The following is a 17,000-nucleotide window of genomic DNA, read 5'->3' on the forward strand; positions in this document are numbered from 1 at the left end:
AGATTTAGTAGAACCTTAAGTTTAAGGGGTTTCAACTTATATAGAGTAAGAGGATTCATGTGGTTTCTTGAATATGTATAGCTAAAGGATAAAGAATTAAAATAGAAAGAGTGGTTTAATATGATAATTAGAGATAATTCTATTGAGACTAGAGAAGTTTTTATAGAAAATAGCTTAGATATAGGTGGGGAAAATAACCTATTTAAGCAGTCATTATTTTTTGACTTAGAACATTATGTATATAAAAAACCTATTTGTGTAGGGGTTTTTGGGTGCTGCTATTATGATGAAGATAAGTCTTCTCTAAAGGTCACTCAGTATATGATAGAGAGCAAAAAAGAAATAAAAAGTATACTTATAATGGCTAGAAGCTATTTTGAGAATATGGCTAATAATATGGGAAAAAAATATATAGTAACATTTTCAGGAAATAATGATTTTCATGTGATAAAATACCTTTTTAATAAATATAAGATAAATTTTGATTTCGATGAATTTTTTACTGAAATAGACCTTCAAAAGGTATATGAAAAAGAGATAAAAGATAACATAGGGCTTAAAGCCTTAGAAAAAAAGTTTGGAATAGTTAGAGAAGGAGAACTTATCAGTGGTTCAAATTTAGCGAAAACTTTTAGTAAGATAGTAAAGGATAGAGATTATATAAATAGAATGCCTAGTGAAAAAATTGAAAAAATACTTCTTTATAATGAGCAAGATGTGGTTAACTTGTTTCATATATATACTAATTGGAATACTTTAAAAATAGAAGAAGATGAATTAGAGGAGAATAATAAGGAAGTAGATACTTCTAATGAGGAAGAAGAAATAATTGAAAAAACTTATGAAGAGGATAAAGTAAAAAAATTAGAGGTATTACAAAAAGAGAATGAGGAAAATATAAAAGAAGTAAATAATGATCTTCAATATAAATATATAATTGAAGAAAAAGCAGCACAAGATTAAATAAGTGCTGCTTTTTAAATTATTTTTTCTTTATATTTTTACCATCACTTTCTAGAACTATAGATCCAGACTCATCAGTTCTATAGAAAGTAATGTTTTTATTTTTTATTTTAGTTAATGTTTCTTTATGTGGATGACCATAGTCATTTCCTTTTCCTAAGGAAGCTACAGCTATAGATGGATTTACCTTATCTAAAAATTCTGGAGAACTTGAAGTTGAACTTCCGTGATGTCCAAGCTTTAATACATCGGCTTTTAAATCAAGATTATTTTGTACCATTTCTTTTTCAGATTCCTTTTCAGCATCACCTGTAAATAAGAATGAGTTATCTCCATTGGTTATCTTAAGTACTGCAGAATAATTATTTAAATTATCGTAATCATTCTTTATAGGAGCTAAAAACTCTCCCTTTATGTCATCTCCAAGATCTATTGATTTAGCTCCAAGTTTTGCTACTGTTATTTTAAGCTTTTTATTTTTAAGAGCTTTTATCATATTTTCATAGGTCTTAGTAGTGTGAGTTTTTTTAGGAGCATAAAACTCTCCTATATCGAAGGTTTCAATAATATCAGCCATACCGCCTATGTGATCTTCATGGGGGTGGGTGGCTACAACATAGTCTAACTTACTTATATTAAGGTCTTTTAGGTATTTGATTAACTCTTTTTTGCTACTTCTAGGACCGGCATCAATTAAAAGATTTTTCTCTCTTCCTTGAACTAACACTGCATCACCTTGGCCCACATCAATATAATGAACTAAAAGATTGTTTTTAGGTGAAATTTTAGTATTATCTTTATTAGTAGATGGATTTGAACAAGATGTTAATAATAAACTTATAATCAATGTTAGTACAACTAATAAACTACATTTTAATTTTTTCATTGTGGTATCATCCTTTCTAAAAATATCCCGAAATTAGGTTGTATTGCTATTAAGAAATAATAATTATACAAACATACATTCCATATAATTATATTAGAATATAGGTTTATAATCAAGGGAAGAGGTAAGATTTAATTAACAAATAAACCACTATGAAATTAATAAAAGCCATAGTGGTTTTTGTATTAGTAATTAAGTATTAATAATTTTTATACATAAATGTTTCATTAATAAAATTATTTTCATATTATGTAAATATATTACCATAAATTACTCTAAAGAAACCTTATAGTAAAATGAACTTATAAAATGTAAAATAAATACTACTTTTTATTTTTACTATCTATTATTATATTTCTTACGGTAACAGATAAATTACTTATTTCTTCTTTAGATAAATCTTTAGTATATATAGGCTTATTTATAGTAACAATAACATCTGCTTTTCTAACCCTATTATGCTCTTCAAGAGATTTATAAGTTCCATTAATAGAGACAGGTATAATAGGGGCTAGGGGTTTTAGAGCGAGTTTCAAACTTCCTTTTTTAAAGTCTAAAACATTATCGCTTTTACTTCTAGTACCTTCTGGGAAAATAGCCATGGAGTAGCCTTTTTTTATATTTTCTATACCCTCATTCATACTTTTTATAGCTTCACGTACATTTTCTCTATCAAGGAAAATACTTTTACTTCTTCCCATCCATTTAGATAACACTGGTATTTTAGAAAGTTCTTTTTTTCCTATAAAACCAACTGGTTTATTTATAGCAACTATAAGTGCTGGAATATCTAATAAGCTTTGGTGGTTTGCCACAAATAGACAAGGTTCATCTATTAAGTTTTCTTGTCCTCTTATCTCTAAATTTATACCTATGGATTTAATAGTATGATTTGACCAAAGTAAGGCTGTTTTTTTCACATAATCATAAGCAGCAGCTTCTCCTTTGAATTTTCTTATAAAATTATATTTTATTCCTTTCATACCCAAAAGAATCATGTAGAAAAAATAGTAAATTCCGTATAGTATTGTAGTCAAAGTATCACTCCTTTTAATGTTTCCTATTTTCTCAATATAATTATATCATATTTATATTTCTAATTTTATAATATAACAAAAATCCTGTAGAGATTACCATAGCATTTTAATTATATCTATTAAAAATAGGATGCGGAATTTTAAGGAAAAGTGAAAGTTTAAGAAGGGGAGTTGTTCTTTATTTGAAATTTAAACATAAAACAACATTCATATAACTAGCTGAAAGTATAGAAAAAGAGTTATTAAGAAGAAAATATGCAAGAAATATAAAATTAAACTTGCTAAATTCACAGTTTATTCATTGAAAATAAATCAAAAATATAAGATAATATATAAAATGAAATTTAATACTAACTAGCTAGGAGGAAAACATGAGAAAAGAATTTTCACTAAGTAGCAATAAGGCAATGATGAACTTTACTGTTAAGTATTGTGATACAATGGAAAAGATTTTAGAGAGTTCAGGATTTAATAGGGTTTTAGAGAGTTATTTAAATAAGATAAAGGGTAGAAAGTCTAATATATATGTTTATATAAATAATGAGTTAAAGGGAGAAGATATAAACCCTAAGGAAATTACGAATTTATTTAAGCTTCTCATAGTAATGAATAATGAAGATGTACAATCTCTTAATCATTACTATGACTTTCTATTAAAGAATAGAGAAAGATTTATAGAATTTATAGAAGGGCTATATGGATATTGGAGAAAACTTGAGAGGTACTCCTTAATACAAAGCTCTGCCATAAAAGATGGTATGGCTTCAGTAAACTTTATTGAAAGTAATGAGAAATTAAAAAATTTAATATTAAGTTTATATAGAAAAATAGAGGAAAATATATTAGGATATAAGCCCAAAATTTATAGACAATTATCTGTTGGAAGTAATGCAGGAATAATTTTGAATAATATGAAGTGGGATTGTCCAGAAGATTATGAAATGTTAAAGGGGATTCCATTTGTTGATAGTATAATACTACAATCTCCATATATAACTTATCCTAAAAAAAATACAAGGGATGGGATTTTCACTGAAAGTTCTAAGAATTTATTAAAGGAGTCTACCATTAAAAAAGATCATTTTTTCTGTTACCCTATTAAAGTTGGAGAACTTTTAGCTTATGTATTTTTCCATAGAGATTTTATGGCCCATGGCATAGCTCTTTGTAATTTATTTGAAATAGCTAGAGAAGAGGAATGTATAAATAAAAAACCAGATATTATATATGTTCTTGGAGCTAGACATGAAAGTAAGGAAGTAATAACTAAATTTTATGATGATATGAAAAATAATATAATGATGGGTTATGTAAGTTATGGTGAAGAAATAGATTACTTTGGATATATGAAGAAGATGATACTTACTCTTCATAACCTTATAATGATAAAAAGAGGCTTCTTACCTATACATGGGGCAATGGTTAATATAACTTTAAAAAGTGGAAAAAGTGCTAATGTAATAATTATGGGAGATAGTGGGGCAGGAAAATCTGAAAGTCTCGAAGCTCTTAGAACACTTGGAGGAGATTATATAAGTGATATGAATATAATCTTTGATGATATGGGAACTATAAAGATTGATGAAAATGGACATGTTATTGGATATGGAACAGAAATAGGAGCTTTTGTAAGACTTGATGATTTAGATCAAGGCTATGCATTTAAAGAAATAGATAGAAGTATATTTATGAATCCAGATAAGATAAATGCAAGGCTAGTTATGCCAATAAACACCTATAAGGAAATAGTTAAGGGATATAAGGTTCATTTATTTCTATATGCAAATAACTATGAAGAGGTAGGAAAAGGGGAGTCTTATATAAACTTCTTTAGTGATATAGAGAAGGCGATACAGGTATTTAAGGATGGGGCACGTATGGCCAAGGGAACTACTACAGAGAAGGGACTTGTTAAATCTTATTTTGCAAATCCTTTTGGACCAGCACAAAAACAAGAGGAAGTAAATATAATCATTGAAAAATACTTTAAGGCTATGATGGCTTCAGGAGTTAAGGTAGGAGATATTAAAACATCCCTAGGAATAAAAGGTATGGAGAAAAAGGGACCTAAAAATGCAGCACTTGAATTATTAAATATAATAAAAGCTTTGTAGTTTTATAAAAGCTCATAGGATTAAAAATTTTTACTTTATGTTTTTATAGTTGCAAGTTAAGAATTTTATAGAGAATTTTAAGGTGATAAACTTAATAAAGTAATAAAGGTTTATATGTAAAGCACTTTAAACACTAAAGTGGAATGGGATTGGGAATTATTAACTTGAGTATGAGAAGAGGCTTGTAAAAAGAGTGATTACTAAAGGAATTTGGTAATTACTCTTTTTGCTTTGGTAAATTATAATCTAGTCTTTTATAAGAGAAAAAATTTTATCTCTTATATCACTTATAAAGTTTGTAACTCCTTTAAATTTCATAGTAGGAAAAGCCTCAAGAAGTCTTTTATGATTAGGGGTTAAGGTCTCCATTAAGGAATTATATTTTGATTTTGCCTCATTTAAATAAGGAATATTTGTTTTTGATATCTTAGTCTTAATATCTTTAAAATATTTGTTGCTTAGCATTTCCTTTGATAAATTATAAAGTTCACTTAATATATGATTTAAATCTATAAGAGATTTTAAGGTTAAAATAAAATCTATAACTAAGTAGAAGAAAAACATATAAAATAATATTTTTGAAACAGGATAAGTAAGATTTGAAACTAAGGCCTTTACATAAGGCTGAACAAATTTAATTAAAAAAACAGATACACCACCCCATATAAGAGAGAAGCTTAAACATATCCTTCCTTTTATATTAAATGCATTATCTGTATAGTCCCACCATGTTGTATTAAATGCTTTTTCAAGGACCACCGCAGTTACATATTCTATAACAGAAGTAAATATTGTACCAAGGATAAAGAGTAGAATAATATTATCCTTGAAATTATCTAGGAACAAGACTAGGGAAAGAGCTCCAAATCCGTATATAGGACAAAATGGACCATTTAAAAAACCTCTATTTATAAAATACCCATGAGAATAATAAGCATATATAATTTCTAATATCCACCCTAGAAAAGCATAGATTACAAAGAAAAATAAAAGCTCATAAAGGGGGTAAGATAATACTTCTAAGTAAAACATGAGAACCTCCTTCAAAATAAAAAAATATATATATAATTATATACTAAAATACATAAAAAAACCCTCTTTTTAAGAGGGTTTTTTTATTCTACATCTCTATATCTTTCTTTTGCAAAGAAGGATATAGAATATAATCCTGCTAAACCTACTAATGCGTAAACAGTTCTAGAAACTCCAGATAGTTCTCCAAATAAAGCTGCTACTAAATCAAACTGAAAAAATCCTATGAGCCCCCAGTTAATTGCACCTATTATAACTAGTAAAAGTGCTATTATATCCAATGCTTTCATAAGTATACCTCCTGTTTATTTAAGTTACCATATTAGTATTTCACAGAGAGATAAATTTATACCTTAAGTTATTATATGTGATATTTAGAATTTTCTATTTATTTAATAGAAGTGTTATGAATTTGTGGTATAATATAAAAAAGGAGGAAGTATCATGAAAAGTGTAAGTTTTATTATTATATTATTATTATTTTTAACAGGATGCAGTAATATAAAAGATACTGAGTCTCCAAAGGGAAACTTAAAAAAAGCATATTCCTCAATTCAAGATAAAAGAACTTATAAGGAAGAAAATAAAAATACTAATATAGATGATTATTATAAGGAAATTAAAGATATAATAGAAGATTATAAAGGTGAAGAAGGATTTATAAAATTTAAGTTTCAAGAAGAGACTTATGTTGTAGCTTTTACTAATGAAAAGAATGATGAGAGTTATTTTAAAATAGGAGAGGTTTTAGATAGAGGAGAAGAGGTTTGTATAAATCTAATAAAAGAAAAAAAATCTAATAGTAAAGAAGAAAAAGATATAAGTAGTTTTACTATAGTTAAGCTGCCTAAGGATTTTTCATCTGTAACTGTAGTTACAGATGAAGGAATTACTCTTAAAGATATTGTATTAAAGAATAATAAAAAATATCCTCAACCATAGGTTGAGGATATTTTTATAATCTAACGTTTCTATCTATAGGTTGAGATAGAGATATAAATGTGTTAGTTCTTTGAATTCCTTCAATGATGTTTATTCTATTCATAAGGACGTCTTGCAAGTCAGAAATATTTTTACATATAACCTTTGCAAAAATAGAATAATCTCCAGTCGTGTAATGTAGTTCAACTACTTCTTTAATATTTGTCATTTCTTCAATAACACCTGGGTAGGAGGAAGCTTTATCTATATATATGCCAACAAAACAGCATACATCATAACCAAGCTTTGGCATATCTAATAAAATTTTTGTTCCTTTTATTATGCCAAGATCCTCCATCTTCTTCATTCTGACATGAATAGTTCCTCCACTTACGTGGCAAATTCTAGCTATCTCTAAATAAGGAGTTCTAGAATCTTTAATTAGGATATCTAGAATTTGTAAATCTAAATCATCTAATTGGGAAGTAGAAATAAAAGACACAAAATCACCCCATATATATGTATTTTAATTGAGCAATTCTATTATAACAAAAAAACATGAGGATTTATCAAAAAAAAATATATTTTTTTTAAAATCCATCAGTTTTTAAGAAGAATATCAGTTTTTTTACAATAATTAGAATAATTTTTTTGAAATTAATAAAAAAGTTCTTAATGAAAAAACAAATGTTGACTAGGAGGGGATACATAATTTTACACATGGCCTTTGAAAGAATATTAATCTTATTTTATAGCAAAATAAAATTAATATACTATGATTATTGAAGTAAAATATAATAAGTTTTATTATTGAAATCATTTTTAATATAGAATAATATATAATTAATAGAGGAGGTGATAATAATGTTGTGGAAGTCAATATTACTTCTTTTTGGTTACTCTATTTTAATTATAATCATATACAATCTACTTAAGAACTTTTTATTAAAAAAGATAAAGTTATCTAAGTGGGTTATATTAGCTATGGCTATAGTAATTTTTATAGTGCCTCCAATACCAGGAGTGAATATAAATCCGAACATATTTAGAATAGTTAAATCTTCATTATTTATAATCTTATTTTTATGGTGGATAGATTTAACTACAGGAAAGATGGAGTTTAAGAATTATAAGAAGGATGTAAAAATAGTTCCTAAAGCTAAACCAAATAGAATAAAAAATATGAATAATAAAAAACAAAAATAAAGAATAATCTTTTATGGATTATTCTTTATTTATAAATATAGGAGAAGAAATTGCAATTTTATTATTTTCTTGAACAATCTTAATTACATACCAGTTCTCAAGTATATCCACATTATGTTTTACTAAATAGTTTATTTTGTTAAGTCCAGGAAAGGATATTTCCTTTATTATTTTTCCTTTAGAAGAAATTATATAGAGCTTTTCAATTGGATTTTCACTATCGGTGGCCCTTATATTAAATTTAATTTCTTTATCTTTAAGAGTTAGTGTATCTCCCATAAAAATATCGTCAATGGTGAATTTGAGTTTTAAGGAGGGAGATTCTGTGGAATAGGTTTTTCTATTTTTAAATGCTTCCATGAGATTTTCAGTGCTTAATGTTTCAGAGACAACTGCAGTTAAGTTATTATAGTCTCCAAAGTTCATTTTATGGTTATCTTGACTATTAATAGCTCCTAGCTTCCATCCCTTATCGAGAAACCTATAATACCTTTTTTCAAACCTACTATATTTACTTCCAGTTCCATTTCCTACCTCTATTAATGTTATATATTCATTTAGAGTAGGGTTAAAGCTTAGAGATTCCATTGAGCTGTGGGGATGGTTAATGGAAAGTATAGAAGGGTTAAACCAGAGCCATACAAGTAAATTTTCTATCCTTTTCACAGTACCTTTAAAAAAAGTTTTGTTATTTATTACATTAATATGACCATAGGATCCAAGCTTTGCTTCAAATCCACAAAGTCCTAAAAAGTTCTTATGTTTTTTATTATACTTTTCACAGTATTTTAAAAGATTACCCCATTTAGGGGTTTTTGAAGATTTTGTTGTTACCTCTTCACATAAATAATTATTATGATCAGTAATAATTATAAAATCAAGACCTTTACGCCTTCCGTAATCGAATATATCGTAAGGTTTTCCTTCTCCAGTGGAAAAAGAACTATGACAATGAGGAATACCATAGTATATATTTAATTTATTATCATCCTCATATTTACCCAAGTAAAACACATCCTTAAAGTTTGCTCTACTTTATAATATTGGTATTGTGGTAAAAGTGTTAAAATAAAACTATAGAATATATTTAATTTATACAAAATACTAGAAGGAAACAGTAACAGTTTGTATAATAATTAAAGGAGACATATTAATCTTAGGAGGAAACACATTTGGTTATATTATTATACATAGGCTTTATGGTAGGAGCTACCATAGCTTTTATTTTATTTAATGGGCAAAGTAAGAGGATTAAAAAAAAGTTTAAGAATCCTAATTCAAGTAGGAAGGTTTTTATAAAATTTGCAATTTTAGATTTGATAATTGCTTTATTTTTTATGTTTATATTTTCATATTTAATTCCTTTAGGAATTTGGACATTTGGGAGAAAAGAAGTTTTACCAACAGAGAAAATAATTTTTGAAACTGCAATAAGTCCTTTTTCCGATGAAACATATATAAAAGTTAAAAAAGTTGACAACAATGAACTTTATCATATTAATCTTGGAACAAAAGATAAGGTAGAGGAAAAGATTATTAATAAGAATAATTTAGAAATAGTAGAAGCTACAAGAGTTGATGGAGCTAAATATAGGGAAGCTTTAATATATGATTTTAAAAGGCTTAAGGGAGACACTATAATACATACTCTTGTAAATGATATGTTTGCTAATATATATATGCAAGATAAGGATGGGACTTTTTTAGAAAAGAAAATTCGTATTTATCTTCCTAAAGGTTATAAGATAGAAAATCAGTAATTAAAAAGGTTAATTATTATTAATAAGAAGTAAATTATATATTTTGAAAATTAAGTAGCTAAAGTTAGAAACTCCTAGGTTTTGAATTTGAAAACCTAGGAGTTTTTTAATAACTATAAAAAGATATGTATATGATATAATATATATATATATATATCTTTTTTATATTAGAATTTTAGTTAAATTTAAAATATAGATGGAACATAGCGGAAGTAGTAAGGGGAGATTATATGAGAAGAGAATATATAACCTATGATGGTAACCTGCCGGTTAGGATTCAATTAGCTAATATAAAAGAATATCCAATTCACTGGCATAAATCCATAGAGATTCTTATGGTTATTAAGGGAAGCATAGAGGTTACTATAGAATCAGGAGTATATACTGTTTCAGAAAAAGAAATTGAAATTATAAACTTAGAGGAAGCTCACAGAATTTCATCTAAGGAAGACAATTTAGTTCTTATGTTTAATATGGATCCAAGTTTTTTTCAAAAATACTATGATGATATAAATAATATGTTTTTCTATGCAGAAACTTCATTAGAGGATGGGCCTCAGGTAGATGAAAAATATGATATATTAAAAAAATATTTGGCTATGATACTTTGTGAAGTAGTGCAAAGAGGAGAAGATTATGATGAATATATAGAAGAAACTTTAATAGAGGTTCTTTTTCATCTTATAAATGATTTTCACTATTTAATATATGAAAAAGAGGAACTTAGAAATAATGAGGAACAGCTGGAGAGATATCATAGAATAGTTAAATATATATATAATAACTACAATAATAAAATTTCTCTTCAGGATATAGCAAAAAAAGAGTTTTTAAGTACTCATTATTTATCTCATGAAATAAAAAATACCATGGGACTTAGCTTTAAAGATTTCGTTAACTTAACAAGGGTAGAAGAATCTATTAAACTTTTATTAGACACAGATATGACAATATCAGATATTTCCGAGGAAATGGGATTTTCTCATACAAGATATTTTAATAAACATTTTAAGAAACATTATAAGTTAACACCAATGCAATATAGAAAAAAATATAAGGTTGATGATGAAAGATTAGAAGAAATTAAGGATGTAACCTTATATGACTTAAAAGAAGCCCTAGAATATTTAAGTTCCTATGTAGAAGATTATGATAGATATAATTATGAAGAAAGAATAACTAAGATAGATGTGGATGCAGGAAAAACAATAGGAAACTTTATCCATTTTTATAAAGAGGAAATAGAACTTCCAGAAGCTTATCATATGCTTGAGGGAGAGGTAATTAAGTCTTTGAATATAATTCAAGAGGAAATAGACTTTAGTTACGGAAAAATAAGAGGAATATTTTCAAGGAATATGGGAGTATTTAGTGAAGGGGTTATAAATTTAAAAAGGGTAAAAAAGGTATTTGATTTAATACTAGGGGTTGGGCTTAGACCAAATATAATTTTAGAGGAAGAAGATTTTTCAAATGAAAGATACAAAGAGGTTTTAAATTATTTTATAGATTATTTTATAGATGAGTATGGTAATTATGAAATAGGTAAGTGGAAATACACCATAGATAAAAACTTAGAAGTTGATATAAAGGAAATGATAAAAGAGGTACTAGAAGAGAAGTATGGACTTTTAGTAGAAGAGGCATTTATAAATAGAGATGATATTAATGCAACATATGATACTGCTTATATGGTTCCTTATATAATTCACCAGGTTATAAATAATAAAGGATACGAAAATATAAAAGTAATAGATGAACTAGAAAAGGTAAAAAAGGCTAGTAATGAAATTTTCTTCGGGGACATTGGGATAATGAATTGGGAGGGATTAAAAAAACCGTCATATTATAGTTATTATTTTTTAAACAGACTTGGAGATACCTTAATCGCTAAAGATGATGGATATATTGTAACTTCTAAAGGGGAGGATATACAAATATTACTCTATAGTTATAGTGATGATATGGATAGATTAATAGAAGCTTCTAATATAAATAAACTAAGAGGTGTTAGAAATGCCACTGAAAAAAATATATCCTTAAATATTAAAAATCTATGGAGAAATTATAGGGTTACAAGGTATGAGACCCATGAAAAAGTAAATTGCTGCTATAATCAGTGGCTTTCTATGGGAAGTCCTAAAATTTTAGATGATGATGAAATAGAACTTTTAAAGCTTTCTTCCATGCCTATTGTTAATTTAAGCTATGGAAGAAAAACTACGGTTCATCACATAAGTGTAAAAATTAAGGGCTATGGAGCCATGCTTATTACGTTAAAGTCATTAAAATAGTATAAAACATAGTCAAAAAGTACAAAAAACACCTTATTTTAAGGTGTTTTTTGCTTTATGAGGAAAAAGGAGTTTATGGAAAGTCCTTAAAAATGTACTTTTTAATCAGTAACTAAGTGAATGAAATTAGAGTAGGGAATGAATTATAATTAAGTTAGTTAGTATTTAGAAATTGAAAAAAGAAATAGTATTAAAATAAAAATTTTTAATATAAGGTTTTTAAATTTATTAATAATATATGAGAGATAATGAGAGGAGATAAAAATGAGTTCTTATGGAAAAATCTTTACAGAGGGAAAGGTAAGCAGAGTGCTTTTAAAATTTGCTATCCCTGCAATAATTTCCTTACTTGTAACGGAGCTTTATAATATGGTGGACACATTTTTCGTGGGAAGATATGTTGGAGCTAATGCCATAGGAGCATTAACCATAGCATTTCCAGTACAGAGACTTTTGTCATCTATAGGACTTTTAATAGCTGTAGGTGCATCAGCCACTATAGCCCGGTACTTAGGAGAAAAAAATATTGATGAATTAAAGAATACTATAACCAGTGCTTTAACTCTTACATTAGTTTCTTTAATAGTAATACCATTAGTTATATATATTTTCTTAGATGGTACCTTAGTTAAGATGGGAGCCAGTGAAACTATCTTTCCATTAGCAAAGGAATACATTTCTATAATACTCATCGGGGGAGTATTTCAAAGTTTAACTTATATTATGTGCTATTCTATGAATGCCTTAGGTAATACCAAGATAACTCTTTATGCAACATCTTTAGGAGCAATCCTTAATGTTATCATAGATGCTATTTTAGTTATGGGACTTGGATGGGGAGTTAAAGGTGCAGCTATAGCTACTGTATTTTCTCAATTTGTAAGTTTTATATTCACTGTTTATGTCTTTAGAAAGGTGACAAAAGAATTAAATCTTAGAGTAAGTTTAGGATTTTATGGTGACTTAGTAAAGACAATAATTGCAGTAGGTTTTTCTACATTTATTATAGAAATTTCTGATGCAGTTGTGGCAGTGTTATTAAATAACCTTTTAGGAAGTCATGGTGGAGATAGAGCAATTATAATAATTGGAGCAATAACCAGGGTTTCTATGTTCCTTTATATAGCTATAATAGGTATGACTTCTGCCATGCAGCCTATAGTTGCCTATAATTATGGAGCTAAAAACTATAAACGGGTAGAAGAGACCATCAAAAAGACAATGAAAGCAGTAATTATTACATCTACAGCTTTATGGATGATACTTATGATATTTACAAAACCTATTCTTGGAAGCTTCTTAAAAGATCCAGTTATTTTAAAGGATGCAGTATGGGCATTTAGGGTTGTTATAAGTGCTTTCCCAGTGATAGGAGTGTATTATGTATCTATATATGTTTACCAGTCTATTGGAGAAGCAAAGATGAGCTTTTTACTTTCTATCTATAGACAACTTGTTTTATTTATTCCATTGGTAATTTTAGCAGTAAATATATGGGGAGTTGTAGGAGCTTGGATGCTTTATCCTATAGTTGACATAATAGCTGCAGTAACTGGAATTATATATATTAAAAAAGTTAGAGAAGAACTTAATGAGGAATATGAGATATTCAAATTAAAAAACCTACACAATATGATAAAGGCGTAGCAGTATCTATATTAAAATAAAGAATAATAAGAATTTTAAAGTTATATTTATGAATCTTATTAGACAATTAGTACTATAAATTATTAGGGTACCTCTTCAAATGTTAAATATGATTATATCATAGGTTTAACATTTGAAGGGGTACTTTATTTATCTGATGGCTACCACTGTAACACCCCCATCATCTTAAAGGTGGGGGATAACAGTTGCGACAACACTAGATGAGATTACCTAACCTTCAGATGGTGGAAAGACCACCATCTGAAGGAAGATTCCTTCTATAATTCATATTTCTTATTTAAATCATACCATATTAGTAGTTAATTAATTAAAAATTTAAGGTAGGAATAGACAATTTATTAATATAAGGTTAAATATTATAAATAATAAGAAAAGTTTAAGAATTATGAATTGACAATAAGTATTAATAAGTGTTATAAAAGAATTGAGGATTAAATTTTAAGGAGAAGGAGTTATGGTTAAGGTAGTAAGTAAAAATAATAAGAACTATAAATTTAGAGGTGAACCATTAGTAAATATATTTAGCAACAATTCCTTTAAACTTTTTAAAGATTATTGTAAGAAGAATAATTTAGAATATGATTATGATCTTAAGGACTTTAATTTTAAAAGTCTTAATAAAGAAAAGGGATTTGGTCCTCGAAAGATAGAAATAATTAACATGGTATGGGAAGAATACAAAAATAGTTTAAAGGGAAAGAATCCGCTAGAAAATAAGGACTATGCAATTCATGTACATGAAGATTACAGAGATATGAACATAGATACCCTTAAGGCTCTCTTTGTAGATGAGAGGATAATAAATCACTTTAAAGATAACAATATGAGTACTGTAGGAGATTTAAGGTACTTAAATTTAGATAACATAAATTCAATTCCGAACATAGGCAAGTCAAAAGCACTTAAGTTTAATTACTATATTTCTTTGTTAAAATACCCAAAAGAAGAATTGATAACCAAAGTTTTTCATATAATTAAAGAGGATGAAAATTATAATATATACAAACTTAGAGCAGTAAAAGGGATAACCCTTCAAAGCATAGCTGATAAAAATAATATTAGTCGTGAAAGAGTAAGGCAACTAGAAGAAAAGATACAGAAAAAGTTTAAGGGATATTTTAAAATGTTTTTTCCTTATATGATGAAAAAGTTTAATAAAGAGAAAATCTTTGATTATAGAGATATAAGAAAGATAGGTAGAACTAAGGAAGAAACCCTTATATTAAAATATGCTCTTATAAATAAGGCATCAGAAAATACAAGGTATTTTGAAGAGGTTGATAAGTTTGTAATAAATGAAGATGTAAAATATATAAAAGAAAGTCTAAATAGTATAGCAAAAGAGATTGGAGATATCTTCAACTATTATGATGAGATATATAATGTGGAGGCACTTCTTAGGGAGTATAACTTAAGCTTTTTAGAATATGAGGACTTTATAAATTATCTTTATAAAAAAGGATATAAAAGTCATAACAGTTACGTTTGGAAGGGATCTATGAAACTCTCTAAGTGTTATGGAGTGATAGTTAAGGAATATTTTAAAGATGGAATAAAACTTAGTGATAAAAGTAATATAGAAAAGGTAAAGAATATATTTAAGGATAAATTTGGGCGAGATGATTTTTGTGATAATGCAAGGGCTATAGCTGCAAGGATAGAAAGCGAGAATGTTTTATGTAATAGAGGTACCTATATTAGTCCTGATTATATAAAAATACCTAAAGATTTATTAATAAAGATAAAGGATTATATAGCTAATTCAAAAGAGGAAACTATACTTATTTCAGATTTATTTTATAAATTTAATAAAGAACTTAATAGCAGGAGTAATATAGATAATAGATATTTTCTCCATGGAGTATTAAAATACTATTATGGAGACGAATTTATATTTACAAAGGATAATGTAGGAAGAAATAAAGAGAGTATAATAAGTTCACATAAGATATTTGAGAAATTTTTAAAGGATGAGGGAAGGGCTGTATCTAAGAAATATATTAAGAAGATATATCCAGGGTGGACTGATTCTATGTTCAACAATGCAGTCGCATTAAATAAAAATATAATCTATTGGGATAATGGATACTTTATAAATAGTAGTATATTGGATATTTCTAAAGAAGACACTAATAAATTAAAAGATATATTAGAAGAAGAGTTTGAGGAAAATAATGGTTATACCAATGCCAATGTGATTTATTTTAAAGCTTTAGAGAAGATGAGTAATTTTGTTAAAGAAAATAATATTAAAAATTCATTTAATATATATTCTGTTTTAGAATATATATTAGGGGATGAATATTATTTTAGAAGACCTCATATTTTAAAAAAGGAACCAGAAAAACAATTTACTACTATGGATCTTTTTTATGGGCTCTTTAGAAATAAAAAGGTAATAAGTTATAAGGAGTTTTATGAATATTTCACTAAGCTAAAGTTTACAGAGAGAACCATATATAACGCTTTTCATAGGGTGTGCGAAGAGCTTATAGAAATTGATGATGATAAGTATATTTTAAAAGAAAATTTAAAATTAAAGTATAAGGATGAAATAAAAATAGCATTAAATAAGCTAATTAATAAGAAAAAGTATTATCCATTAAAAACATTAAATAATTATGAATTTTTACCTAACATAGGTTTCTCTTGGAATTACCACCTTTTAAGCTCTATTATAGAGAATTATATAGAAGATTTTACTATAGTAGAAAAAGAAGTTAAAGATAGACGGTATAGATGTGCTGTTCTTGTAAGGAATAATGGGGAGTTTGTCTCTATAAAAGACCTTATAATATATATATTAAAAAATGAGTATAAGGGAACTATGCATATAAATAATATACAAGATTACCTAAGAGAGGAAAAAGTTATTCTTAAAGGGATACCAAAAGATGTATTTCAGTATGAAGGTTTTGTGGTAGAAGAAGATGGAAGTGTAACAATAAATTAAACTTTAACAATAAATGTGGACATGGCTCTTAAATTCTAGTTAGAATAGAATTTAAGAGCTATTTTTTTTACATTATCTATTTGAGTAACAATTTTTATGAATATATATTAAATGGTAAAAATAACAACTGTTAAGTTATTGATCATATTATTGAAAATAGCTATAT

Annotated in this window: 13 protein-coding genes and 1 pseudogene; 8 read left to right on the forward strand and 6 right to left on the reverse strand. The window is 26.8% G+C overall.

What is annotated here, in order from left to right:
• Positions 1-120: 120 nt before the first annotated feature.
• Positions 121-753: pseudogene (locus BR69_RS20660) on the forward strand (ribonuclease H-like domain-containing protein); the annotation flags it as partial.
• A 229-nt stretch (positions 754-982) separates the two neighbouring features.
• On the opposite strand, the gene BR69_RS0114690 reads toward BR69_RS20660, so the two are convergent.
• On the reverse strand, positions 983-1,849 hold the full coding sequence (locus tag BR69_RS0114690) for a ComEC/Rec2 family competence protein (protein ID WP_027633849.1): 867 nt from the start codon (positions 1,847-1,849) through the stop codon (positions 983-985).
• Positions 1,850-2,172: 323 nt separating this feature from the next.
• Entirely contained in the window at positions 2,173-2,886 is a 714-nt protein-coding gene (locus BR69_RS0114695; RefSeq protein ID WP_027633850.1) for a lysophospholipid acyltransferase family protein, read from the reverse strand.
• Positions 2,887-3,257: 371 nt separating this feature from the next.
• Here BR69_RS0114695 and BR69_RS0114700 point away from each other — a divergent pair, with 371 nt between their 5' ends.
• Positions 3,258-5,000 carry a phosphoenolpyruvate carboxykinase gene (locus BR69_RS0114700; RefSeq protein WP_027633851.1) on the forward strand — a complete coding sequence of 581 codons (1,743 nt, stop codon included), beginning with the start codon at positions 3,258-3,260 and terminating at the stop codon, positions 4,998-5,000.
• Between the two features lie 246 nt (positions 5,001-5,246).
• On the opposite strand, the gene BR69_RS0114705 is transcribed toward BR69_RS0114700, so the two are convergent.
• Both BR69_RS0114705 and BR69_RS0114710 read right to left on the reverse strand, forming a co-directional pair.
• A complete protein-coding gene (locus BR69_RS0114705) occupies positions 5,247-6,032 on the reverse strand; it encodes a putative ABC transporter permease (protein WP_027633852.1) in 786 nt (261 codons plus the stop codon).
• Between the two features lie 83 nt (positions 6,033-6,115).
• Positions 6,116-6,322 carry a DUF378 domain-containing protein gene (locus BR69_RS0114710; RefSeq protein WP_027633853.1) on the reverse strand — a complete coding sequence of 69 codons (207 nt, stop codon included), beginning with the start codon at positions 6,320-6,322 and terminating at the stop codon, positions 6,116-6,118.
• 154 nt (positions 6,323-6,476) lie between these two features.
• Here BR69_RS0114710 and BR69_RS0114715 point away from each other — a divergent pair, with 154 nt between their 5' ends.
• Positions 6,477-6,974: a hypothetical protein gene (locus tag BR69_RS0114715; RefSeq protein WP_027633854.1), complete on the forward strand. Its 498-nt coding sequence runs from the start codon at positions 6,477-6,479 to the stop codon at positions 6,972-6,974.
• A gap of 13 nt (positions 6,975-6,987) precedes the next feature.
• On the opposite strand, the gene BR69_RS0114720 is transcribed toward BR69_RS0114715, so the two are convergent.
• On the reverse strand, positions 6,988-7,455 hold the full coding sequence (locus tag BR69_RS0114720) for an Lrp/AsnC ligand binding domain-containing protein (protein ID WP_027633855.1): 468 nt from the start codon (positions 7,453-7,455) through the stop codon (positions 6,988-6,990).
• Positions 7,456-7,817: 362 nt separating this feature from the next.
• Here BR69_RS0114720 and BR69_RS0114725 point away from each other — a divergent pair, with 362 nt between their 5' ends.
• On the forward strand, positions 7,818-8,159 hold the full coding sequence (locus tag BR69_RS0114725; RefSeq protein ID WP_034849970.1) for a hypothetical protein: 342 nt from the start codon (positions 7,818-7,820) through the stop codon (positions 8,157-8,159).
• Positions 8,160-8,177: 18 nt separating this feature from the next.
• Here the strand turns inward: BR69_RS0114725 and BR69_RS0114730 are convergent, their stop codons facing one another.
• Complete coding sequence (locus BR69_RS0114730; RefSeq protein ID WP_027633857.1) at positions 8,178-9,164, reverse strand: CehA/McbA family metallohydrolase; 987 nt, start codon at positions 9,162-9,164, stop codon at positions 8,178-8,180.
• Positions 9,165-9,331: 167 nt separating this feature from the next.
• Here BR69_RS0114730 and BR69_RS0114735 point away from each other — a divergent pair, with 167 nt between their 5' ends.
• The 4 genes from BR69_RS0114735 to BR69_RS0114750 all read left to right on the forward strand — a co-directional run bounded on the left by BR69_RS0114735 (position 9,332) and on the right by BR69_RS0114750 (position 16,834).
• Positions 9,332-9,919 carry a hypothetical protein gene (locus tag BR69_RS0114735; RefSeq protein WP_027633858.1) on the forward strand — a complete coding sequence of 196 codons (588 nt, stop codon included), beginning with the start codon at positions 9,332-9,334 and terminating at the stop codon, positions 9,917-9,919.
• Positions 9,920-10,149: 230 nt separating this feature from the next.
• Positions 10,150-12,213 (forward strand): helix-turn-helix domain-containing protein, encoded by a 2,064-nt coding sequence (locus BR69_RS0114740; protein WP_027633859.1) that lies wholly within the window; start codon positions 10,150-10,152, stop codon positions 12,211-12,213.
• 264 nt (positions 12,214-12,477) lie between these two features.
• The gene (locus BR69_RS0114745) at positions 12,478-13,860 is read left to right on the forward strand and encodes an MATE family efflux transporter (RefSeq protein WP_027633860.1); all 1,383 of its coding nucleotides are present in this window, start codon (positions 12,478-12,480) and stop codon (positions 13,858-13,860) included.
• Between the two features lie 475 nt (positions 13,861-14,335).
• Positions 14,336-16,834, forward strand: coding sequence for a sigma factor-like helix-turn-helix DNA-binding protein (locus BR69_RS0114750; RefSeq protein WP_027633861.1), 2,499 nt, complete (start codon positions 14,336-14,338; stop codon positions 16,832-16,834).
• Positions 16,835-17,000 lie beyond the last annotated feature (166 nt).

It is taken from the genome of Clostridium hydrogeniformans DSM 21757, assembly GCF_000686705.1.
Classification (GTDB): Bacteria; Bacillota; Clostridia; order Clostridiales; family Clostridiaceae; genus Clostridium_Z; species Clostridium_Z hydrogeniformans.